This is a genomic window from Dickeya sp. NCPPB 3274, from assembly GCF_000406205.1.
GTDB lineage: Bacteria > Pseudomonadota > Gammaproteobacteria > Enterobacterales > Enterobacteriaceae > Dickeya > Dickeya fangzhongdai.
This window is the reverse complement of sequence record NZ_CM001979.1, coordinates 1,981,504-1,997,631: the sequence shown is the minus strand read 5'-3', so window position 1 is coordinate 1,997,631 and position 16,128 is coordinate 1,981,504. Positions and strand designations below refer to the sequence as shown.

At 58.3% G+C, this 16,128-nt stretch carries 11 protein-coding genes; 6 read left to right on the top strand and 5 right to left on the bottom strand.

Going from position 1 to position 16,128, the window contains the following annotated elements; genetic code table 11:
• The first annotated feature begins 1,102 nt into the window (after positions 1-1,102).
• On the top strand, positions 1,103-2,737 hold the full coding sequence (locus DXX3274_RS09150; RefSeq protein WP_042859529.1) for an NAD(P)-binding protein: 1,635 nt from the start codon (positions 1,103-1,105) through the stop codon (positions 2,735-2,737).
• A complete protein-coding gene (gene nifJ, locus DXX3274_RS09145) occupies positions 2,734-6,309 on the top strand; it encodes a pyruvate:ferredoxin (flavodoxin) oxidoreductase (RefSeq protein ID WP_042859528.1) in 3,576 nt (1,191 codons plus the stop codon). Before DXX3274_RS09150 ends, nifJ begins: the two co-directional genes overlap by 4 nt.
• Before the next feature lie 436 nt (positions 6,310-6,745).
• Here the strand turns inward: nifJ and DXX3274_RS09140 are convergent, their stop codons facing one another.
• The gene (locus tag DXX3274_RS09140; protein ID WP_042859527.1) at positions 6,746-8,086 is read right to left on the bottom strand and encodes an aspartate aminotransferase family protein; all 1,341 of its coding nucleotides are present in this window, start codon (positions 8,084-8,086) and stop codon (positions 6,746-6,748) included.
• A gap of 36 nt (positions 8,087-8,122) precedes the next feature.
• Between DXX3274_RS09140 and DXX3274_RS23690 the strand changes: the two genes are divergently transcribed.
• The 3 genes from DXX3274_RS23690 to DXX3274_RS09130 all read left to right on the top strand — a co-directional run bounded on the left by DXX3274_RS23690 (position 8,123) and on the right by DXX3274_RS09130 (position 10,048).
• Entirely contained in the window at positions 8,123-8,470 is a 348-nt protein-coding gene (locus DXX3274_RS23690) for a hypothetical protein (RefSeq protein ID WP_152495242.1), read from the top strand.
• Between the two features lie 18 nt (positions 8,471-8,488).
• Positions 8,489-9,265, top strand: coding sequence for a DeoR/GlpR family DNA-binding transcription regulator (locus tag DXX3274_RS09135; protein ID WP_071603934.1), 777 nt, complete (start codon positions 8,489-8,491; stop codon positions 9,263-9,265).
• Positions 9,266-9,361: 96 nt separating this feature from the next.
• The gene (locus DXX3274_RS09130; protein WP_042859526.1) at positions 9,362-10,048 is read left to right on the top strand and encodes a glutathione S-transferase family protein; all 687 of its coding nucleotides are present in this window, start codon (positions 9,362-9,364) and stop codon (positions 10,046-10,048) included.
• A 19-nt stretch (positions 10,049-10,067) separates the two neighbouring features.
• Here DXX3274_RS09130 and pbpG read toward each other — a convergent pair whose 3' ends face one another.
• The gene (gene pbpG, locus DXX3274_RS09125) at positions 10,068-11,021 is read right to left on the bottom strand and encodes a D-alanyl-D-alanine endopeptidase (RefSeq protein ID WP_038918729.1); all 954 of its coding nucleotides are present in this window, start codon (positions 11,019-11,021) and stop codon (positions 10,068-10,070) included.
• A gap of 253 nt (positions 11,022-11,274) precedes the next feature.
• On the opposite strand from pbpG, the gene DXX3274_RS09120 reads away from it, so the two are divergent.
• A complete protein-coding gene (locus DXX3274_RS09120; protein ID WP_042859525.1) occupies positions 11,275-11,958 on the top strand; it encodes an epoxyqueuosine reductase QueH in 684 nt (227 codons plus the stop codon).
• Between the two features lie 95 nt (positions 11,959-12,053).
• Here DXX3274_RS09120 and cyaB read toward each other — a convergent pair whose 3' ends face one another.
• From cyaB to DXX3274_RS09105, 3 genes are all read right to left on the bottom strand, one after another.
• Positions 12,054-12,593, bottom strand: a complete 540-nt coding sequence (cyaB, locus tag DXX3274_RS09115) for a class IV adenylate cyclase (protein WP_042859524.1) — start codon at positions 12,591-12,593, stop codon at positions 12,054-12,056.
• A 751-nt stretch (positions 12,594-13,344) separates the two neighbouring features.
• On the bottom strand, positions 13,345-14,280 hold the full coding sequence (dusC, locus tag DXX3274_RS09110) for a tRNA dihydrouridine(16) synthase DusC (protein WP_042859523.1): 936 nt from the start codon (positions 14,278-14,280) through the stop codon (positions 13,345-13,347).
• Positions 14,281-14,427: 147 nt separating this feature from the next.
• The gene (locus DXX3274_RS09105) at positions 14,428-16,023 is read right to left on the bottom strand and encodes an ABC transporter substrate-binding protein (RefSeq protein WP_042859522.1); all 1,596 of its coding nucleotides are present in this window, start codon (positions 16,021-16,023) and stop codon (positions 14,428-14,430) included.
• Positions 16,024-16,128 lie beyond the last annotated feature (105 nt).

Sequence of the window (16,128 nt, the reverse complement as noted above, 5' to 3'; positions counted from 1 at the left end):
GCGAATTCCTTGTGCAGCTGCCGGTTAAGGAACGACAACCTGCCCGCTGATAGTGACAAGACAAGGCGGCTAATGTGCCACAAAACCGTCAGCGGAAAAATGGATATCGCGTATTTCCCGTTACGTATGTGATGTTGAACAAACGCAATAATGACAAAACACAATGATGGCCTTAACACTGCGCTGCGACTGTTCCTAAAAGACGCGGCGCGTACTGGACAAAGGCCCACGCCATTCATAAGCCCTGCCCCTGCAGAACCAACGCGCTTCACCGTTTAAAAATGCGATCGATGCTTCCTGCAACTCGAATTATTTGGGTATATTGATTAATGTTATTCATTCCCATTTTCAAATGGAAAATAACGCCCCTCTTCATTTTCCGTATACATAAAGCCTATTCCATCGCCCCCTAACTCGTTTGAGCCTGTAATAAGGTAGATACCCGCTGAATCAGGCAGCAATAAAATTGGTCAATCACAGGAAGTTCGGAGAAAGCCAACATACCTGAAAATTGAATTATCACGAACTTAATTGGAAATATACTAAATTATACAACGATCACTTTTACCTCAAGTTAATAATTAGCAATCAATAAAAAATCGCCATTTAAGCCTTGAGCAATATTTTTATAAAAACATTAAAAACAAATAGTTAATTGAAAATTCCGTTATAAAAACACTAAAAATGGCGTGATAGATAAAAATATTTCCCTTCTGCCAGCAGCCAGTCAATATGCGTAAGCTGGTCCGTCATCAAATGCCCTGCGTAGTCGATTAGGTTATATTTGATCTGCCTCATTTATTGATTACACCGACGGCGTAATCTTGTCTCAACATTATTTTAATAATCGCAAAATTATTCGACTATTTCCCGACGACGCGACCAAAACCGGCCACGTGATTGTCTCTATTTGTGATTAGTCTGTTTGTGATTAGCCCTGTTTTCGAATTGTTCCTGTTTGCGAATCGTCCCTGTTTAAACATTGCCCTTTGCACATTATCCCCCTGCAAAGGCGCGCCACACCGCCGGACGGCAGCACACAGTGACATGGTAAGCCCCACATATAACAACGAGTCAACATTGGACGTAGAGAAGCAATACGATGAGCAACGTAAAACACGATATGACGCAGCCGCCGAACCTGAAGGTAACCTCAGGCACCGGCCCCGTACGCAGCAAACATCCGGTCTATCAGGATTCCCTGCCCCCATGCAATCATGCCTGCCCCGCCGGCGAGAACATCCAGTCCTGGCTATCGCTGGTGCAGGAACAGCGTTATGAAGAGGCGTGGCAACGCCTGATCGAGAACAACCCCATGCCGGCGATCCACGGCCGCGTGTGTTACCACCCGTGCGAAAGCGCCTGCAACCGCCTGCAGGTCGATCAGTCGGTCAGCATCCATGCCGTCGAACGCTTTCTCGGCGACATGGCGCTGGAACAAGGCTGGACGCCGCGGATTACCGCGCCGGACAGCGGCAAAAAAGTCCTGGTGATCGGCGCCGGTCCGTCCGGCCTGTCCTGCGCCTGGCACCTGCGTCGTCTTGGGCACCAGGTGGAAATCCGTGAGGCCGGGCCGATGGCCGGCGGCATGATGCGCTTTGGCATCCCCGCCTACCGCATGCCGCGCGACGTACTGGATAGTGAAATCCGTAACCTGCTCTCCAGCGGTATTACCCTGAAGCTGAACCACAAAGTCGAAGATGTGCTGCAGGAAAAGCAGCAAGGCGGTTTCGATGCGGTTTTCATGGCTATCGGCGCCCATCTGGCGAAGAAAACCGAGATTCCGGCGCGCGAAGCGGGCAAGATTCTGGATGCGGTCAGCTACCTGTCGGCGGTAGAGCGCGGCGACGCGCCGAAGCTGGGGCGCCGGGTCGCCATCTACGGCGGCGGCAATACCGCGATGGATGCCGCCCGCACCGCCCGCCGTCTGGGCGCCGATGAAGCGATGATTATTTATCGCCGCGACATCGAACACATGCCGGCGCACCGCTTTGAAGCGGAAGAGGCGATGGAGGAAGGGGTCAAAATCAACTGGCTGCGCACCATCCGCAATATCGACAGCACCACCTTCACCGTGGAAGAGATGGCGATCGATGCCAACGGCCGCCCGCAGCCCACCGGGCGCTTCGAGACGTTACAGGCCGACAGCCTGATTCTGGCGCTGGGCCAGGATGTGGACACCCGCGTGCTGGAGCGCATCCCCGGCCTGACCATCCGCCCGGACGGTATCATCGATGTCGATGAACACATGATGACCACGGCGACGGGTATCTTTGCCGGCGGCGATATGGTGCCGTCGGAACGTACCGTCACCATCGCCACCGGGCACGGCAAAAAAGCGGCGCGTCATATCGACGGCTGGCTGAAAAACCAGCCCTACCACAAACCGGCCAGCGCCCAGGTACTGGAATATCCCCATCTGCACCTGTGGTTCAATACCGAAGCCAACGCCAGCAGCCAGCCGGCGATCGCCCCCGAACAGCGCGGCAGCTTTGACGAAATCATCGGCGGGCTGAGCCGTGAACAGGCCACCTATGAAGCCACCCGCTGTTACTCCTGCGGCAACTGTTTCGAGTGCGACGGCTGCTACGGCGCCTGCCCGGAAAACGCGGTGATCAAACTGGGTAAAGGACTGCACTACCGTTTTGATTACGACAAATGCACCGGCTGCGAAGCCTGCTACCGGCAATGTCCTTGCCATGCCATTGAGATGAATGCCGAGGAGGTGGCGCAATGAGCCAGCAAAATGAATTTGTCATGGTGGACGGCAACGAAGCCGCCGCCTGGGTCGCCTATAAAGTCAGCGAAGTGTGCGCCATCTACCCGATCACCCCCAGCTCCACCATGGCGGAACTGGCGGACGAATGGGCCAGCAAACGCCTGAATAACATCTGGGGCAACGTCCCGGACATCATGGAGATGCAGCACGAAGGCGGCGCCGCCGGCACCGTGCACGGCGCATTGCAGGCCGGGGCGCTCAGCACCACCTTTACCGCCTCGCAGGGGTTAATGCTGATGCTGCCGAACATGTACAAGATCGCCGGCGAGCTGACCAGCGCCGTGTTCCACGTCGCGGCGCGTTCGCTGGCGACGCAGGGGCTGTCGATTTTCGGCGACCATCAGGACGTTATGGCGGCGCGCACCACCGGTTTCGCCCTGCTCTCCAGCGTTTCGGTACAGCAGGCGCAGGATATGGCGATGATCGCCCACAGCGCGACGCTGGAAGCGCGGGTGCCGTTCCTGCATTTCTTCGACGGCTTCCGTACCTCGCACGAGGTTAACAAAATCAGCAAGCTGAGCGATGCGCAGATTCGCGCCATGATCGATGACGAGCGGGTGCGAGCCCACCGCGAGCGCGCGCTCAACCCGGATAAACCGGTGATGCGCGGCACGGCACAGAATCCGGACACCTACTTTCAGGGGCGCGAGAGCGTCAACCGCTTCTACGACAGCGTGCCGGGTATCGTCGAACGTCACATGGCGCGTTTCGCCGCGCTGACCGGCCGCCATTACGGACTGGTGGACTATCACGGCGCGGTGGACGCCCGCCACGTGGTGGTGGTGATGGGGTCCGCGTCGGCCACCCTGTGCCAGGCCGCGGATCGGCTTAACCGCGAAGGCGGCCGCTACGGCGTGCTGACCATTCATCTGTACCGGCCGTTCCCGGTGGACGCGCTGCTAAAAGCGCTACCGGCCAGCGCCGAGGTGGTAACGGTGCTGGATCGCACCAAAGAGCCGGGCGCGCAAGGCGAGCCGCTGTATCAGGACGTACTGGCCGCGCTGGTGCATGGTCTGCAACAGGGCGTGCGCCCGTCGCTACCGCGTCTGAGCGGCGGGCGTTACGGCCTGTCGTCGAAAGAATTCACCCCGGCGATGGCGCGTGCGGTATTTGAGCAGCAACAATCAGCGCAGGCGAAACCGACATTCACCATCGGCATCCATGATGATGTGACCGGCCTGAGCCTACCGTGGGACGACAGCTGGAAACCTGAGCCGGACGAACAGATCCGCGCGCTGTTTTTCGGCCTCGGCGCCGATGGCACCGTCGGCGCCAACAAGAACAGCATCAAGATCATCGGCGAGCAGCCGGAATTCTACGCGCAGGGCTACTTCGTCTATGACTCGAAGAAATCCGGCTCGCGCACCACGTCGCACCTGCGTTTCGGCCCGACGCCCATCGATTCGCCTTACCTGATCGGCACCGCCAACTTCATTGGCTGCCATCAGTTCAACTTCGTCTATACCGTCGACATTTTGAGCTATGCGCTGCCCGGCGCCACCTTCCTGCTCAACAGCCCCTACCCGGCGGATAGCGTCTGGTCTTATCTGCCGCGTGAGATGCAACAAACCATTCAGCAGAAACAGCTCACACTCTACGTCATCGACGCCGCCTCGGTGGCGCACGACGTCGGCATGGGCAGCCGCATCAACACCATCATGCAAACCTGTTTCTTCGCGCTCTCCGGCGTGATGCCTAAAGAAAAGGCCATCGAGCTTATCAAGAACAGCATCCGCAAAACCTACGGCAAGAAAGGCGACGACGTGGTGCAGAAAAACTTCCGCGCGGTGGATGAAACGCTGGCGCACCTGCATCAGGTCACGGTGCCGCAGGGCGACGGCCCGTCGGTCGATCAGGGCTGGACGCTGTCGGAACAGGCGCCGCGCTTTGTGCGCGAAGTGACCGCGGAGATGATGCTGGACCGCGGCGACCGTATCCCGGTGTCCATGCTGCCGGTAGACGGCACCTACCCCACCGGCACCACGCGCTGGGAAAAGCGCAATATCGCGCTGGAGATCCCGCAGTGGCGCGACGACCTGTGTATCCAGTGCGGCAACTGCTCGTTTGTCTGCCCGCATGCGGCCATTCGCGCCAAGTTCTACCATCAGGACCAACTCGCTGACGCGCCGGACGGATTCCGCTCCGCGCCGATCAGCGCCCGCGGCTTTCCGGAAACCCGCTACACCCTGCAAGTGTATCCGGAAGATTGCACCGGCTGCGGATTGTGCGTCGAAGCCTGCCCGGTACGGCATCACGAAGGGGAAACCGAGGTCCGCGCCGTCAACATGGTGGACAAACTGCCGGTGCTGGCGCAGGAAAAAGCCGCGCTGGGCTGGTTCGAACAACTGCCCTGGCCGGACCGCGCCGCGGTGGATTTCTCCACCATTCGCGGCGTGCAGTTCCTTGAGCCGCTGTTTGAGTTTTCCGGCGCCTGCAGCGGCTGCGGCGAAACCCCGTACCTCAAAACGCTGACCCAACTGTTCGGCGAACGCATGATGGTGGCTAACGCCACCGGCTGCTCCTCCATCTATGGCGGCAACCTGCCCACCACGCCGTGGGCGCACAATCAGGAAGGGCGCGGCCCGGCCTGGTCCAACTCGCTGTTTGAGGACAATGCCGAGTTCGGCCTTGGCTTCCGGCTGGCGGCCGACAAACATATGGAGATAGCCAAAGCGCAACTGCGGGAGTCAGCGCCGCTGATTGGCGCCGATCTGGTTGACGATATTATCCGCGCGCCACAGCAGACGGAGAGCCAAATCGTCGCGCAGCGCCGCCGCCTCGGACAGGCACGCGCCAGACTGGCGGAGCAACAGACTCCCGAAGCGGAATCGCTGTTAAGCCTGATCGACCATCTGGTGCGCCGCTCGGTGTGGATCATCGGTGGGGACGGTTGGGCCTACGACATCGGCTCCTCCGGGTTGGATCATGTGCTGGCTTCCGGGCGCAACGTCAACGTGCTGGTGATGGATACCGAAGTTTACTCCAACACCGGCGGGCAGATGTCTAAATCCACGCCGCTTGGCGCGATGGCCAAATTTGCCGCCGGCGGCAAGACCATGGCGAAAAAGGACGTGGCGTTGCAGGCCATCGCCTATGGCGACGTTTATGTGGCGCGCATCGCCTTCGGCGCCAATCCGCAACAGACGCTGGAAGTACTGCGCGAAGCCGAAGCCTACCCCGGACCGTCGCTGATCATCGCCTACAGTCACTGTATTGCCCACGGCATCGATATGCGTCAGGGGTTGATGCAGCAGAAACGGGCGGTGCAGGCCGGCCACTGGCCGCTGATCCGCTACAACCCGGTGCTGCGCGAACAGCACACCAACCCGTTCCAGCTCGACAGCCTGCGGCCGACCCTGCCGTTGTCTGAGTACCGTAAGCACGAGACGCGCTTTAAGGCGCTGATGCGTGCGCACCCGGAAGACGCGGAACGGATGATGGCGACGGCGCAGCAGGTGGCGCGGCAGAAATGGGCCAACTACGAGACTATGGCTCGCCGGGACGAAACCGCCTTCCCGGATACCCACTAAGCGAAAAAAAACCGGCGCACAGCGCCGGTGAGGCTGTTGACAAACAGCCATGTTGTCTTGTGAATGCTGAATTTGTCCGTTCAGTGAATAGTTTCGTGCGGGATAAGCGGTGTCATTTCTTTGCGGCTTCGTCGCACGCACGACAAGGCGAGGTTCAAACGCCACCTCCCCTTGACCACTGGCTGGTGGCTAAACTGTGCCGCTGACGCGGTTCCTTCGGCGTTTGCCTTCGCTGTTCGGGCCACCCGTGACGCGTTCCAGACGCGACACGGGCTTTCGCGACGTCCTGTCGCTCACCCGGCGAAGTCACCCACCTCAGCACAGTTTTTGACGCCAGAAAAATGCTTCATCCTGTACTTAAGGACTTTGTCAGCAGTCTGACCGGCGCACAGCGCCGGTTTTCATTTTTCAGCGCACCGCGCGCCGGGGCGAAGCCTCAGGAAGCGGTGGCGCTCAGCGCCTTATCTAACGCGCCAACCAGCCAGTCGATATCGTGTTCCTGAAACGCCAGCGTCGGACGCAGTTTCAGCACGTTGCCGTACGGGCCGGCCACCGATGTCAACACCCGCTGTTCACGCAGTTGTTCGATCACGTTCAGCGCCCGCGTTTTATCCGGCGTCTTGTTGTCACGGTCGCTGACCAGTTCGAAACCGATAAACAGCCCGGCGCCGCGCACGTCGCCGACGCTGGCATGGCGATCCGCCAATCCGGCCAGTTCCTTCAGCAGCCGTGCGCCCACCACCTTGCTGTGTTCCTGCAGTTTCTCTTCCTGAATCACCTTCAGCACCGCTTGCGCGGCCGCCATCGACACCGGGTTGCCGCCAAAAGTATTGAAATAGGGAATTTCGTCGCTAAATGCCGCCAGCACATCAGGTTTCGCCAGCAACGCCGATACCGGGATACCATTGCCCATCGGTTTACCCATCGTGATGATGTCCGGCACGATGCCGTGACGGGCAAAGCCCCAGAAGGCGTCGCCGGTGCGGGCAAAGCCCGGTTGCACTTCGTCGGCGATGAAGATGCCGCCGTTGGCGTGCACCACATCAATAGCCGCCTGCAGATAGCCAGCCGGCCCCGGCAACACGCCGTCGGAGGAGAAAATCGAATCGGCGAGGAAACCGGCGAATTTGATGCCGTGAGCGGCCATGTCATCGATCTGCTTCTGGATTTCATTGGCGAACCAGACGCCCAGATCCGGCGCGTCCACGCGGTAACGGTCCGGCGCCGGCACCAGCCGGGTGGTCGCGGCAATCGGCTGACCGCTGCCCAGCGCCGGCGACGCGCCGGAGGTCAGCTCGCTGGTGCCGTGATACGCTTCGCGGGTGACGATAATCCCGGTACCGCCGCTGTAGGCGCGCGCCACCCGAATCGCCAGATCGTTGGCCTCGGAACCGGTACACATGTACATCGCTTTGGTGATCTCCTGCGGCACCAGCGTCAGCAGGTCCTCGGTGTAATCAAGAATGCGATCGTGCAGGTAGCGGGTATGGGTGTTGAGCTGACACATCTGCGCGTGCACCGCCTCAATCACCGCCGGGTGGCAATGACCGATGCTGGCGACGTTGTTGTACACATCCAGATACTGGTTGCCTGCCGCGTCCCACAGATATTGCTTCTCGCCGCGCACCAGATGCACCGGGTTGCGGTAGAACAGTCGGTAAGAATCGCCCAGCACTCTGCCGCGTTTTTCCGTCAGCGTGCGGATGTCGTCTGTCAGTGCCGCCGCATGTTCCGCACGGAAGCTGTTGGTATCCATGATGGTTGAACGTGTCGCCATGATGACTCCAGATGAAAGTAATGTGCCCAACGCGTAATGGCCGCCGGCTCTCCGGCGCCGCTTGATGAACATACCCTACACCAAAAGCAACAAAATACACAAATACAAAAATACGCACTATTTTGCGGCGTGCAACTCACCAAAAAAGTGCATCAACACAGCAGACCGACACACCAATCCACTGCGTCACGCCACAATAAAAATAACTTTAAAAACAAACAAATAAATCAAAATCGCTCGATGCGACCTGTTTCTCCATACACAATTGCCAAAATCTGCACACCTGTTATGCTAAAAAGCACAAATTTACACAAGACGACTTATTACCTGTCGAACCTGATCGTCCGCCGCCTTGCCGTTATAATGGCGGCGACCGACACCTGACCGAGAGAATGCCCGCTGATGCTTGAAGAAACTCGCCTGCACCGTATCCGCCTGCTGCTGTCGTCCCTTAACCGGGTCACTACCGACCACATCATTCAGCATCTGGGGGTGTCGCGGGAAACCGTGCGGCGTGATGTGCTCAAGCTGGAAGCGCAGGGTGTGCTGCGCCGGGTACACGGCGGTATCGTTGCGACCGGCGCCGAACCGGAGCCGCCGCTGTCGGTGCGCAACACAGTGCGGGAACAGGAAAAGCTGGCGATTGCCCGGCTGGCGGTCCAACAATTAACAGCCGGTCAGACGCTATTTATCGACGCCGGCAGCACCACCACCCTGCTGGCTGGCGAACTGCTCCCGCTTCCGGGCATGACTATCATCACCAACAGCCTGAATGTGGCGCTGAAACTCACCGCCGGCGACGCTGACGAGCGCCTGCCGCACGAGGTGATTCTGCTCGGCGGGCACATGGGCGCGTCCGCACAGGCCACCAGCGGCGCGCTAACGGTAACGGAAATCCAGCGCTACCGCGCCGATATCGCTCTGTTGTCGCCGGTCGGCATCGCCAGTCAGTCCGGCGCCAGCAGCTTCTCTCATCATGAAGCGGCGATTGCGGGGGCGATGGCGCGCTGCGCCAGACAGCGCATCATGCTGGCGGACCACAGCAAGATAGGCGTGACCAGCCGCATTATCTATGCCGCCCCCACCGGCATCGACATGCTGATTACCGACGGCGCCAGCGTCCACAATGCCGATTACCCGGCGCTGCAGGCCGCATGCGGGCAGGTGCTGCTGGCCTGAGACGGTTTTCGCGCCAACCAGGCGGTGCCATGCCGCTGATTTCGTGGTAGATCTAGACGATACGGTTCACCGCCTTATCTCTCCACGGAGGAAAACATGTATCAGTTGCACATCGCCAACAAAAACTATTCATCCTGGTCGCTGCGCCCCTGGATCCTGCTGAAAGCGCTGGGTATCCCGTTTGAAGAGGTGCTGACCCCGTTTGCACCCGGCCCGGTGCAGGCGGCCTTCAAAACCTTCTCGCCGACCGGCAAAGTGCCTTGCCTGACGGATGGCGGCATCACCGTCTGGGATTCGCTGGCTATCACCGAGTATCTGGCGGAAAACCATCCGTCGGTCTGGCCGCAGGATAAAGCCGCCCGCGCCTGGGCACGAAGCGCCGCGGCGGAAATGCATTCCGGCTTTAGCGCGCTGCGTAATCAGTGCTCGATGAGCTGCGGCATACGAGTGAAGCTGCACGCCATCACCCCGGCGTTGCAGAACGATGTCGCCAGGCTAAATCAGTTGTGGCAGGAAGGCATACAGCGGTTTGGCGGGCCGTTTCTGGCGGGCGCGCAGTTCAGCGCGGTAGACGCATTTTTCGCCCCGGTGGTGTTCCGGGCGCAAACCTATGGCCTGACGCTAACCGGCGAGGCTGAGCGTTACGCACAGCATCTGCTGGCGCAGCCGGCTATGCAGTTATGGTATCAGCAAGCGCTGGCGGAAACCTGGCGCGAAGCGAGTCATGAAAAAGAAGTAGCGGAATGGGGCCAGATCGTGCAGGACTGGCGGGCGGCGCCGTAACGCCGCCCTAGCCTGTCGGTTACTCGTCCACGGCGGCCGTCACGTCGGCGCCGTGCGGCTGGCGTGACGCCAGCGACTTCTGTTTCTTGTAGCTCAGCGCCGCTTCCGGCACCGGGCTGACCTTGCCGGTTTCCAGCCAGTTGCGCAGGCGGTTGGCGTCGGCGAAGTGGGTGAACTTGCCAAATGCATCCAGCACCACCAGCGACACCGGCCGCCCGTTGATCACCGTACGCATCACCAGACAATGACCGGCCTGATTGGTAAAGCCGGTCTTGGTCAGCTGGATGTTCCAGTCCTGACGATAGATCAGGTGGTTGGTGTTGCGAAACGGCAGACTGTAGGACGGCTGGGTAAAGACCGCTGTTTTTTCATGCGTGGTGCTGAGCTGGCTCAACAGCGGATACTGTTTGGAGGCGATCAGCAGTTTGGTCAGGTCGCGGGCGGTGGAGACATTGCTGGTCGACAGCCCGGTCGGTTCCACATAGCGGGTATGCGTCATGCCCAGCGCTTTCGCTTTGGCGTTCATCGCGGCGATAAACGCCTGATAGCCGCCGCGGTAATGGTGCGCCAGACTGGCCGCCGCGCGGTTTTCCGACGACATCAACGCCAGCAACAGCATGTCGTGGCGGCTGATTTCACTGCCCAGACGCACGCGGGAATACACCCCTTTCATCTCTTTGGTCTGGCTGATATCAACGGAAATGCGCTCGTCCAGCGGCTGATTGGCATCCAGCACCACCATGGCGGTCATCAGTTTAGTGACCGAGGCAATCGGCACCACCACATCCGGATTGGTGGAATAGAGCACCTCGTTATTACGTAAATCCACCACCATCGCGCTGCCGGAAGCAATCTCCTGACGGGATGTGACATGTTGTGTCGCGGGCGTTTTGGCGACGGCCTGCGGCGCAAACCAGACAGGCGCGGAAAGCAACAGCAGGCTTACAGCGGAAAGCCGAAATTTTTTATTCATTATTCAATAGCTTAAACAGTGTACTGTTAACTGAAAAAAGAGAACGACGCATTATAATGCGCCCCAGGAAAGCGTGCACTCCGCCTGCCGAAAAAGCTTTGTGACAAAGTTTGACAGCCGCGCTGCCTGCCCGTTCGGCGGTTGTCATCCGGTTAATGATAACGGATACTGGCCGCGCGTATCGCCCGGCGGTCAGACCGGGCGACGCCTCGACGACAATCCAGACCATCGACGACCAAAAAAGGATGAGACCGTGTCCGACAAGGAACAGACTGCGGGCCTTCAGCGCCCGGTGCTGACACTGCCCAATCAGGCCGACAAACTGTTGCTGCACTCCTGCTGCGCGCCCTGCTCCGGCGAAGTGATGGAAGCCATCACCGCTTCCGGCATCGATTACACCATCTTCTTTTATAACCCGAATATTCACCCGCAGCGCGAATATCTGATCCGCAAGGAAGAAAATATCCGTTTTGCCGAAAAACATGGCGTCCCTTTTGTCGATGCGGATTACGACAGCGATAACTGGTTTGAACGCGCCAAAGGCATGGAATGGGAGCCGGAACGCGGCATTCGCTGCACCATGTGCTTCGATATGCGCTTCGAACGCACCGCGCTGTACGCCCATGAACACGGCTTTTCGGTTATCTCCAGCTCGCTGGGCATTTCCCGCTGGAAGAACATGCAACAGATCAATCAGTGCGGCGTCACCGCCGCCGGCCGCTATCCCGGCATGACGTACTGGGACTATAACTGGCGTAAAGGCGGCGGCTCGGCGCGCATGATTGAAATCAGCAAGCGGGAACACTTCTATCAACAGGAGTACTGCGGTTGCATCTACTCGCTGCGCGACACCAACAAACACCGTAAAGCGCAGGGCCGCGACATCATCCGTATCGGCAAACTCTATTACGGCGAAGACGCCCCGTCCGATAGCTAACCCGCGATTCCGCGATCTGCTCAGCTCGCCCGGCAGCGCCGGGCGTTCAGGTTATATTTCGCTATGGTCATATTAATTACGCCCCGCTATAGCGCCTAATACCCCAGCAACTGCCGATAGGAGCGGGTTTCGATGCTGCTCATCTGCAACCCCAGCCGCAAGGCGCAATCCTGACAATGCTCGCCCAGAATATCCAGTTCCGCCTCATCCTCCGTCATGCAGGAAATTTCCACGAAATGCCCCAGCGACTCGATATAATCCAGCGTGATATGAAACCGGTCGAGAAAATAGATGCTGCGGGTTTTATTCACTTCGAAAATCGGCAGGAACCCCAGCGTTCTCAGCATACTATCCGTCATGTCGCACGACTCGACGTTGACGGCCTCGCAGCGTCCGGTACGCGGCCCTTTTACAATCCAGAGCTTAATTCCCGAGGGCGCCATGCGGCGCAATAACATGCTGATATTCTGGTGCCTCAGCGCCTTTTCCGCCGAATCATAATAAATATCGTGTTCCTTATTTTCGAAGACAAACGACTCAGGATGGTGGCTGAATAAATTTTCACGAAAAGCGCTAATATCCTGAATACGAAATTTCAATTCAACTTCATATTTCCCTCTGAAATGCTCGTGCACGTTCTTTCTCCGCTTATCGGTTCTCTCTGACGCGTCTCATTATGGGATGAATACGGGCAGGGACGGGCGTCCGGACAACGTTACATTTGTCATCAGACAATATTATTATCATGCTTAATTTTTTATTCGAGCTGCCATCGCTGCACAGCGAATCATTGCGGCTTACCGCTGCACGCAAACCGGGAATCGCCCCGGATAGCGGCAAGCGGGCCGCGCCAGCCGGCAATCTTATCGGCACGTTTTGCTGAAATGAGAACCATAAACACAAGCACAGTGCGCGCGCACCATGCTAAAAAAGAGAACGGATTAAACTGACGCCCCATTATTCCTTACCAGAAAACAAATCCCTCATTTTTCATCATGATTGATTTGCAAAAGAAATCTCACTCAGTAAATGCCAACCAGTCCGGTTTTACCGAAATTCATCATGCTGAATTCCGATTACCGGATTCTCGCGCTACCCCGAATTGACCGCAATACGGAACACGGTGTTTTACACCAATAGCCGCTATTTCATCGTGTATTATTACAAAACGGTTTTTTCGCTAATCATGTATAGATACGAAAGCGTAATAATTCAATCCGCCAGTGCGCGTTTTGCCGATTAAACAGACACATTGTTGTAAATTTTCTTTTCACGAATAAATCGTCACCGCCACGCAGAGGTCTGCCGGCAACGCGCCCGCCGCCGTTCCGATCGGATGAACATGCTCAAACTACGGCGACCATGACCCCGCAGCGCGATATCCGCTCATCCAATGGCGTCGATAACCCGTGCAATATCGTCCGAGGTAGTCAGCGCGCGAATCCGGCTGAACAGCTCGCTCGCCTCGTCGTACTCCTTACGCAGGTAGCCCAGCCACTGCTTGATGCGCGCCACGTGATACAGGCCGGTGTCGCCCTGCTTTTCCAGCCGCACGTATTTCTGCAATAGCTGCACCACGTCCGGCCACGGCATACGCGCCTCGCGGTATTTGATCACCCGGCTCAGGTTGGGCACATTGAGCGCGCCGCGGCCAATCATTACCGCGTCGCAGCCGGTGGCGGCCATGCAGTCCTGCGCGCTTTGCCAGTCCCAGATCTCGCCGTTGGCGATCACCGGAATACGCAGACGCCGACGGATCTCGCCAATCGCCGCCCAGTTGATGCGATCCGCCCGGTAGCCGTCCTCCTTGGTGCGGCCGTGCACCACCAGCTCGCTGGCCCCCGCCTGTTGCACCGCATCGGCAATCTCAAACTGGCGATCGCCGGAGTCCCAGCCCAGCCGTACTTTCACCGTCACCGGCAACGAGCTAGGCACCGCCTCGCGCATCGCTTTGGCGGCCCGGTAGATCAAATCGGGGTCTTTGAGCAACGTGGCGCCGCCGCCGCTGCCGTTGACCATTTTCGATGGGCAGCCGCAGTTAAGATCAACGCCCCAGGAGCCAAGTTCCACCGCCCGGGCCGCGTTTTCCGCCAGCCACTGCGGATACTGGCCGAGCAGTTGCACCCGCACCCGCGTGCCGGACGGCGTACGGCTGCCGTGGCGCAATTCCGGACACAGGCGATAGAACGCTTTTACCGGCAGACGGCTATCCACCACCCGCAAAAACTCGGTGATGCACAGATCGTAATCATTCACTTCGGTGAGCAATTCCCGCACCAGTGAATCCAACACCCCTTCCATCGGGGCCAGCAAAACACGCATAACTCGACTCATCATAAAAAAGGCAGGCAATGGTACTGTCGGCGGGAGAAACTGTCGATGAGAGATACTGTCGATGAGGAAACAACGCAATGGGAACCGGTGAAAGAACCAGCGGGAAAGTCTCGACTTTCCCGCTACGGCGTGAGGTTACTGCCGGATATCCACCTGGTAGAAAATGTGCTTGCCGAACGGATCGATTTCATACCCGGTCACCGCATTGCGCACCGGTTCAAAGATAGTCGAATGAGCGATCATCACCGCCGGCGCCTGCTCATGCATCACGAACTGCGCCTGTCGATATAATTCCACGCGTTTCTGGTGATCCTGCTCGGCGCGTGCGTCGGTAATCAGCTTATCAAACGGCGGGTAACACCATTTGGACGAATTAGAGCCGCCATTGGCGGAAGTACAGGTAAACAGCGGGCCGAAGAAATTATCCGGATCGCCGGTGGCGGTGGTCCAGCCCATCAGCGCCGCCTGATGCTCGCCGCTCTTCACCCGTTTGAGGTATTCGCCCCACTCGTAACTGACGATATTCGCTTTTACCCCCACCTTCGCCCAGTCGGCCTGAATCATTTCCGCCATGCGACGCGCATTCGGGTTATACGGCCGCTGTACCGGCATCGCCCACAGATCGATAGCGGTCCCTTCCTCCAGCCCGGCCTCTTTCAGCAGTGCTCTGGCTTTTTCCGGATCGTAGTCATAGTCCTTCAGGTCGGCTGCCGCGCTCCATACGCTGGGCGGCAGCAGATTTTTGGCGGCGGTGCCGGTGCCCTGAAACACCGCCTCGATAATCGCCGGTTTGTTGATCGCCATCGTCAGCGCCTGGCGCACTTTGAGGTTATCCAGCGGCGCTTTGCGGGTGTTGAAAGCCAGAAAACCGATGTTCAACCCGGCTTTCTGCATCAGCGTGATGTCCTTGTTGCTCTTCATGTCCGCCAGTTCCGCCGGATTGGGAAACGGCATCACCTGACACTCGTTCTTGCGCAGCTTGGCGTAACGCACCGAGGCGTCCGGCGTGATGCTGAACACCAGACGGTCCAGTTTGGCTTTGCCCTGCCAGTAGTCTGGAAATGCCTGATACAGGATGCGGGAATCTTTCTGGTACTGCGCCAGCTGGAACGGGCCGGTGCCGACAGGCTCCAGATCCACTTTCTCCGGCGTCCCGGCCTTCAGCATCTGGTCGGCGTATTCAGCGGATAAGATCGAGGCGAAATACCAGGCCAGATCGGCCAGAAACGGCGCTTCCGCATGGCTCAGGGTAAAGCGCACCGTATAGTCATCCACCCGATCGATGGCGGTAATCAGGCTGCGGAACGACAGGCTCTCGAAATTGGCATAGGTGCCGCCGGACACCTTGTGATACGGGTGATTAGGGTCGCGCTGGCGCTGAAAAGAGAAAATCACGTCATCGGCGTTAAAATCGCGGCTCGGGGTAAACTGCGCGTTGCGATGAAACTTCACCCCCTTGCGCAGATGAAACGTATATTGCGTACCATCCGGACTGATGTCCCAGCTTTCCGCCAGGCTCGGCACCAGTTCGGTGGTGCCGACCTTGAAATCCACCAGCCGGTTGTAGATCGGCACCGCGCTGGCATCCACGCTGGTGCCGGAGGTATACAGCTGCGGGTTAAAGTTTTCCGGCGATCCTTCAGAACAGTACACCAGCGTTTTGGCGCACGCCGCCTGCGCGGCCGCCTGCGTCAGCGCCGCCAGCGCAACGCGCGTTATTACGTTTTTCATCCCCATCCTCGCTTTTTATTGACTTCCGGGCGGCTCGCTGAGTACAACGAAGCCTTTGATTATTGTTGAATAACGATACCTAATCTTTCGAATGGTTTACCAATA

Coding starts and splice junctions, on each gene's coding strand:
- DXX3274_RS09140 (WP_042859527.1), bottom strand. CDS start 8,086: ATGGCGACACGTTCAACCATCATGGATACCAACAGCTTCCGTGCGGAA.
- DXX3274_RS23690 (WP_152495242.1), top strand. CDS start 8,123: ATGGCCGCCGGCTCTCCGGCGCCGCTTGATGAACATACCCTACACCAA.
- nifJ (WP_042859528.1), top strand. CDS start 2,734: ATGAGCCAGCAAAATGAATTTGTCATGGTGGACGGCAACGAAGCCGCC.
- pbpG (WP_038918729.1), bottom strand. CDS start 11,021: ATGAATAAAAAATTTCGGCTTTCCGCTGTAAGCCTGCTGTTGCTTTCC.
- dusC (WP_042859523.1), bottom strand. CDS start 14,280: ATGCGTGTTTTGCTGGCCCCGATGGAAGGGGTGTTGGATTCACTGGTG.
- DXX3274_RS09130 (WP_042859526.1), top strand. CDS start 9,362: ATGTATCAGTTGCACATCGCCAACAAAAACTATTCATCCTGGTCGCTG.
- DXX3274_RS09135 (WP_071603934.1), top strand. CDS start 8,489: ATGCTTGAAGAAACTCGCCTGCACCGTATCCGCCTGCTGCTGTCGTCC.
- DXX3274_RS09105 (WP_042859522.1), bottom strand. CDS start 16,023: ATGAAAAACGTAATAACGCGCGTTGCGCTGGCGGCGCTGACGCAGGCG.
- DXX3274_RS09150 (WP_042859529.1), top strand. CDS start 1,103: ATGAGCAACGTAAAACACGATATGACGCAGCCGCCGAACCTGAAGGTA.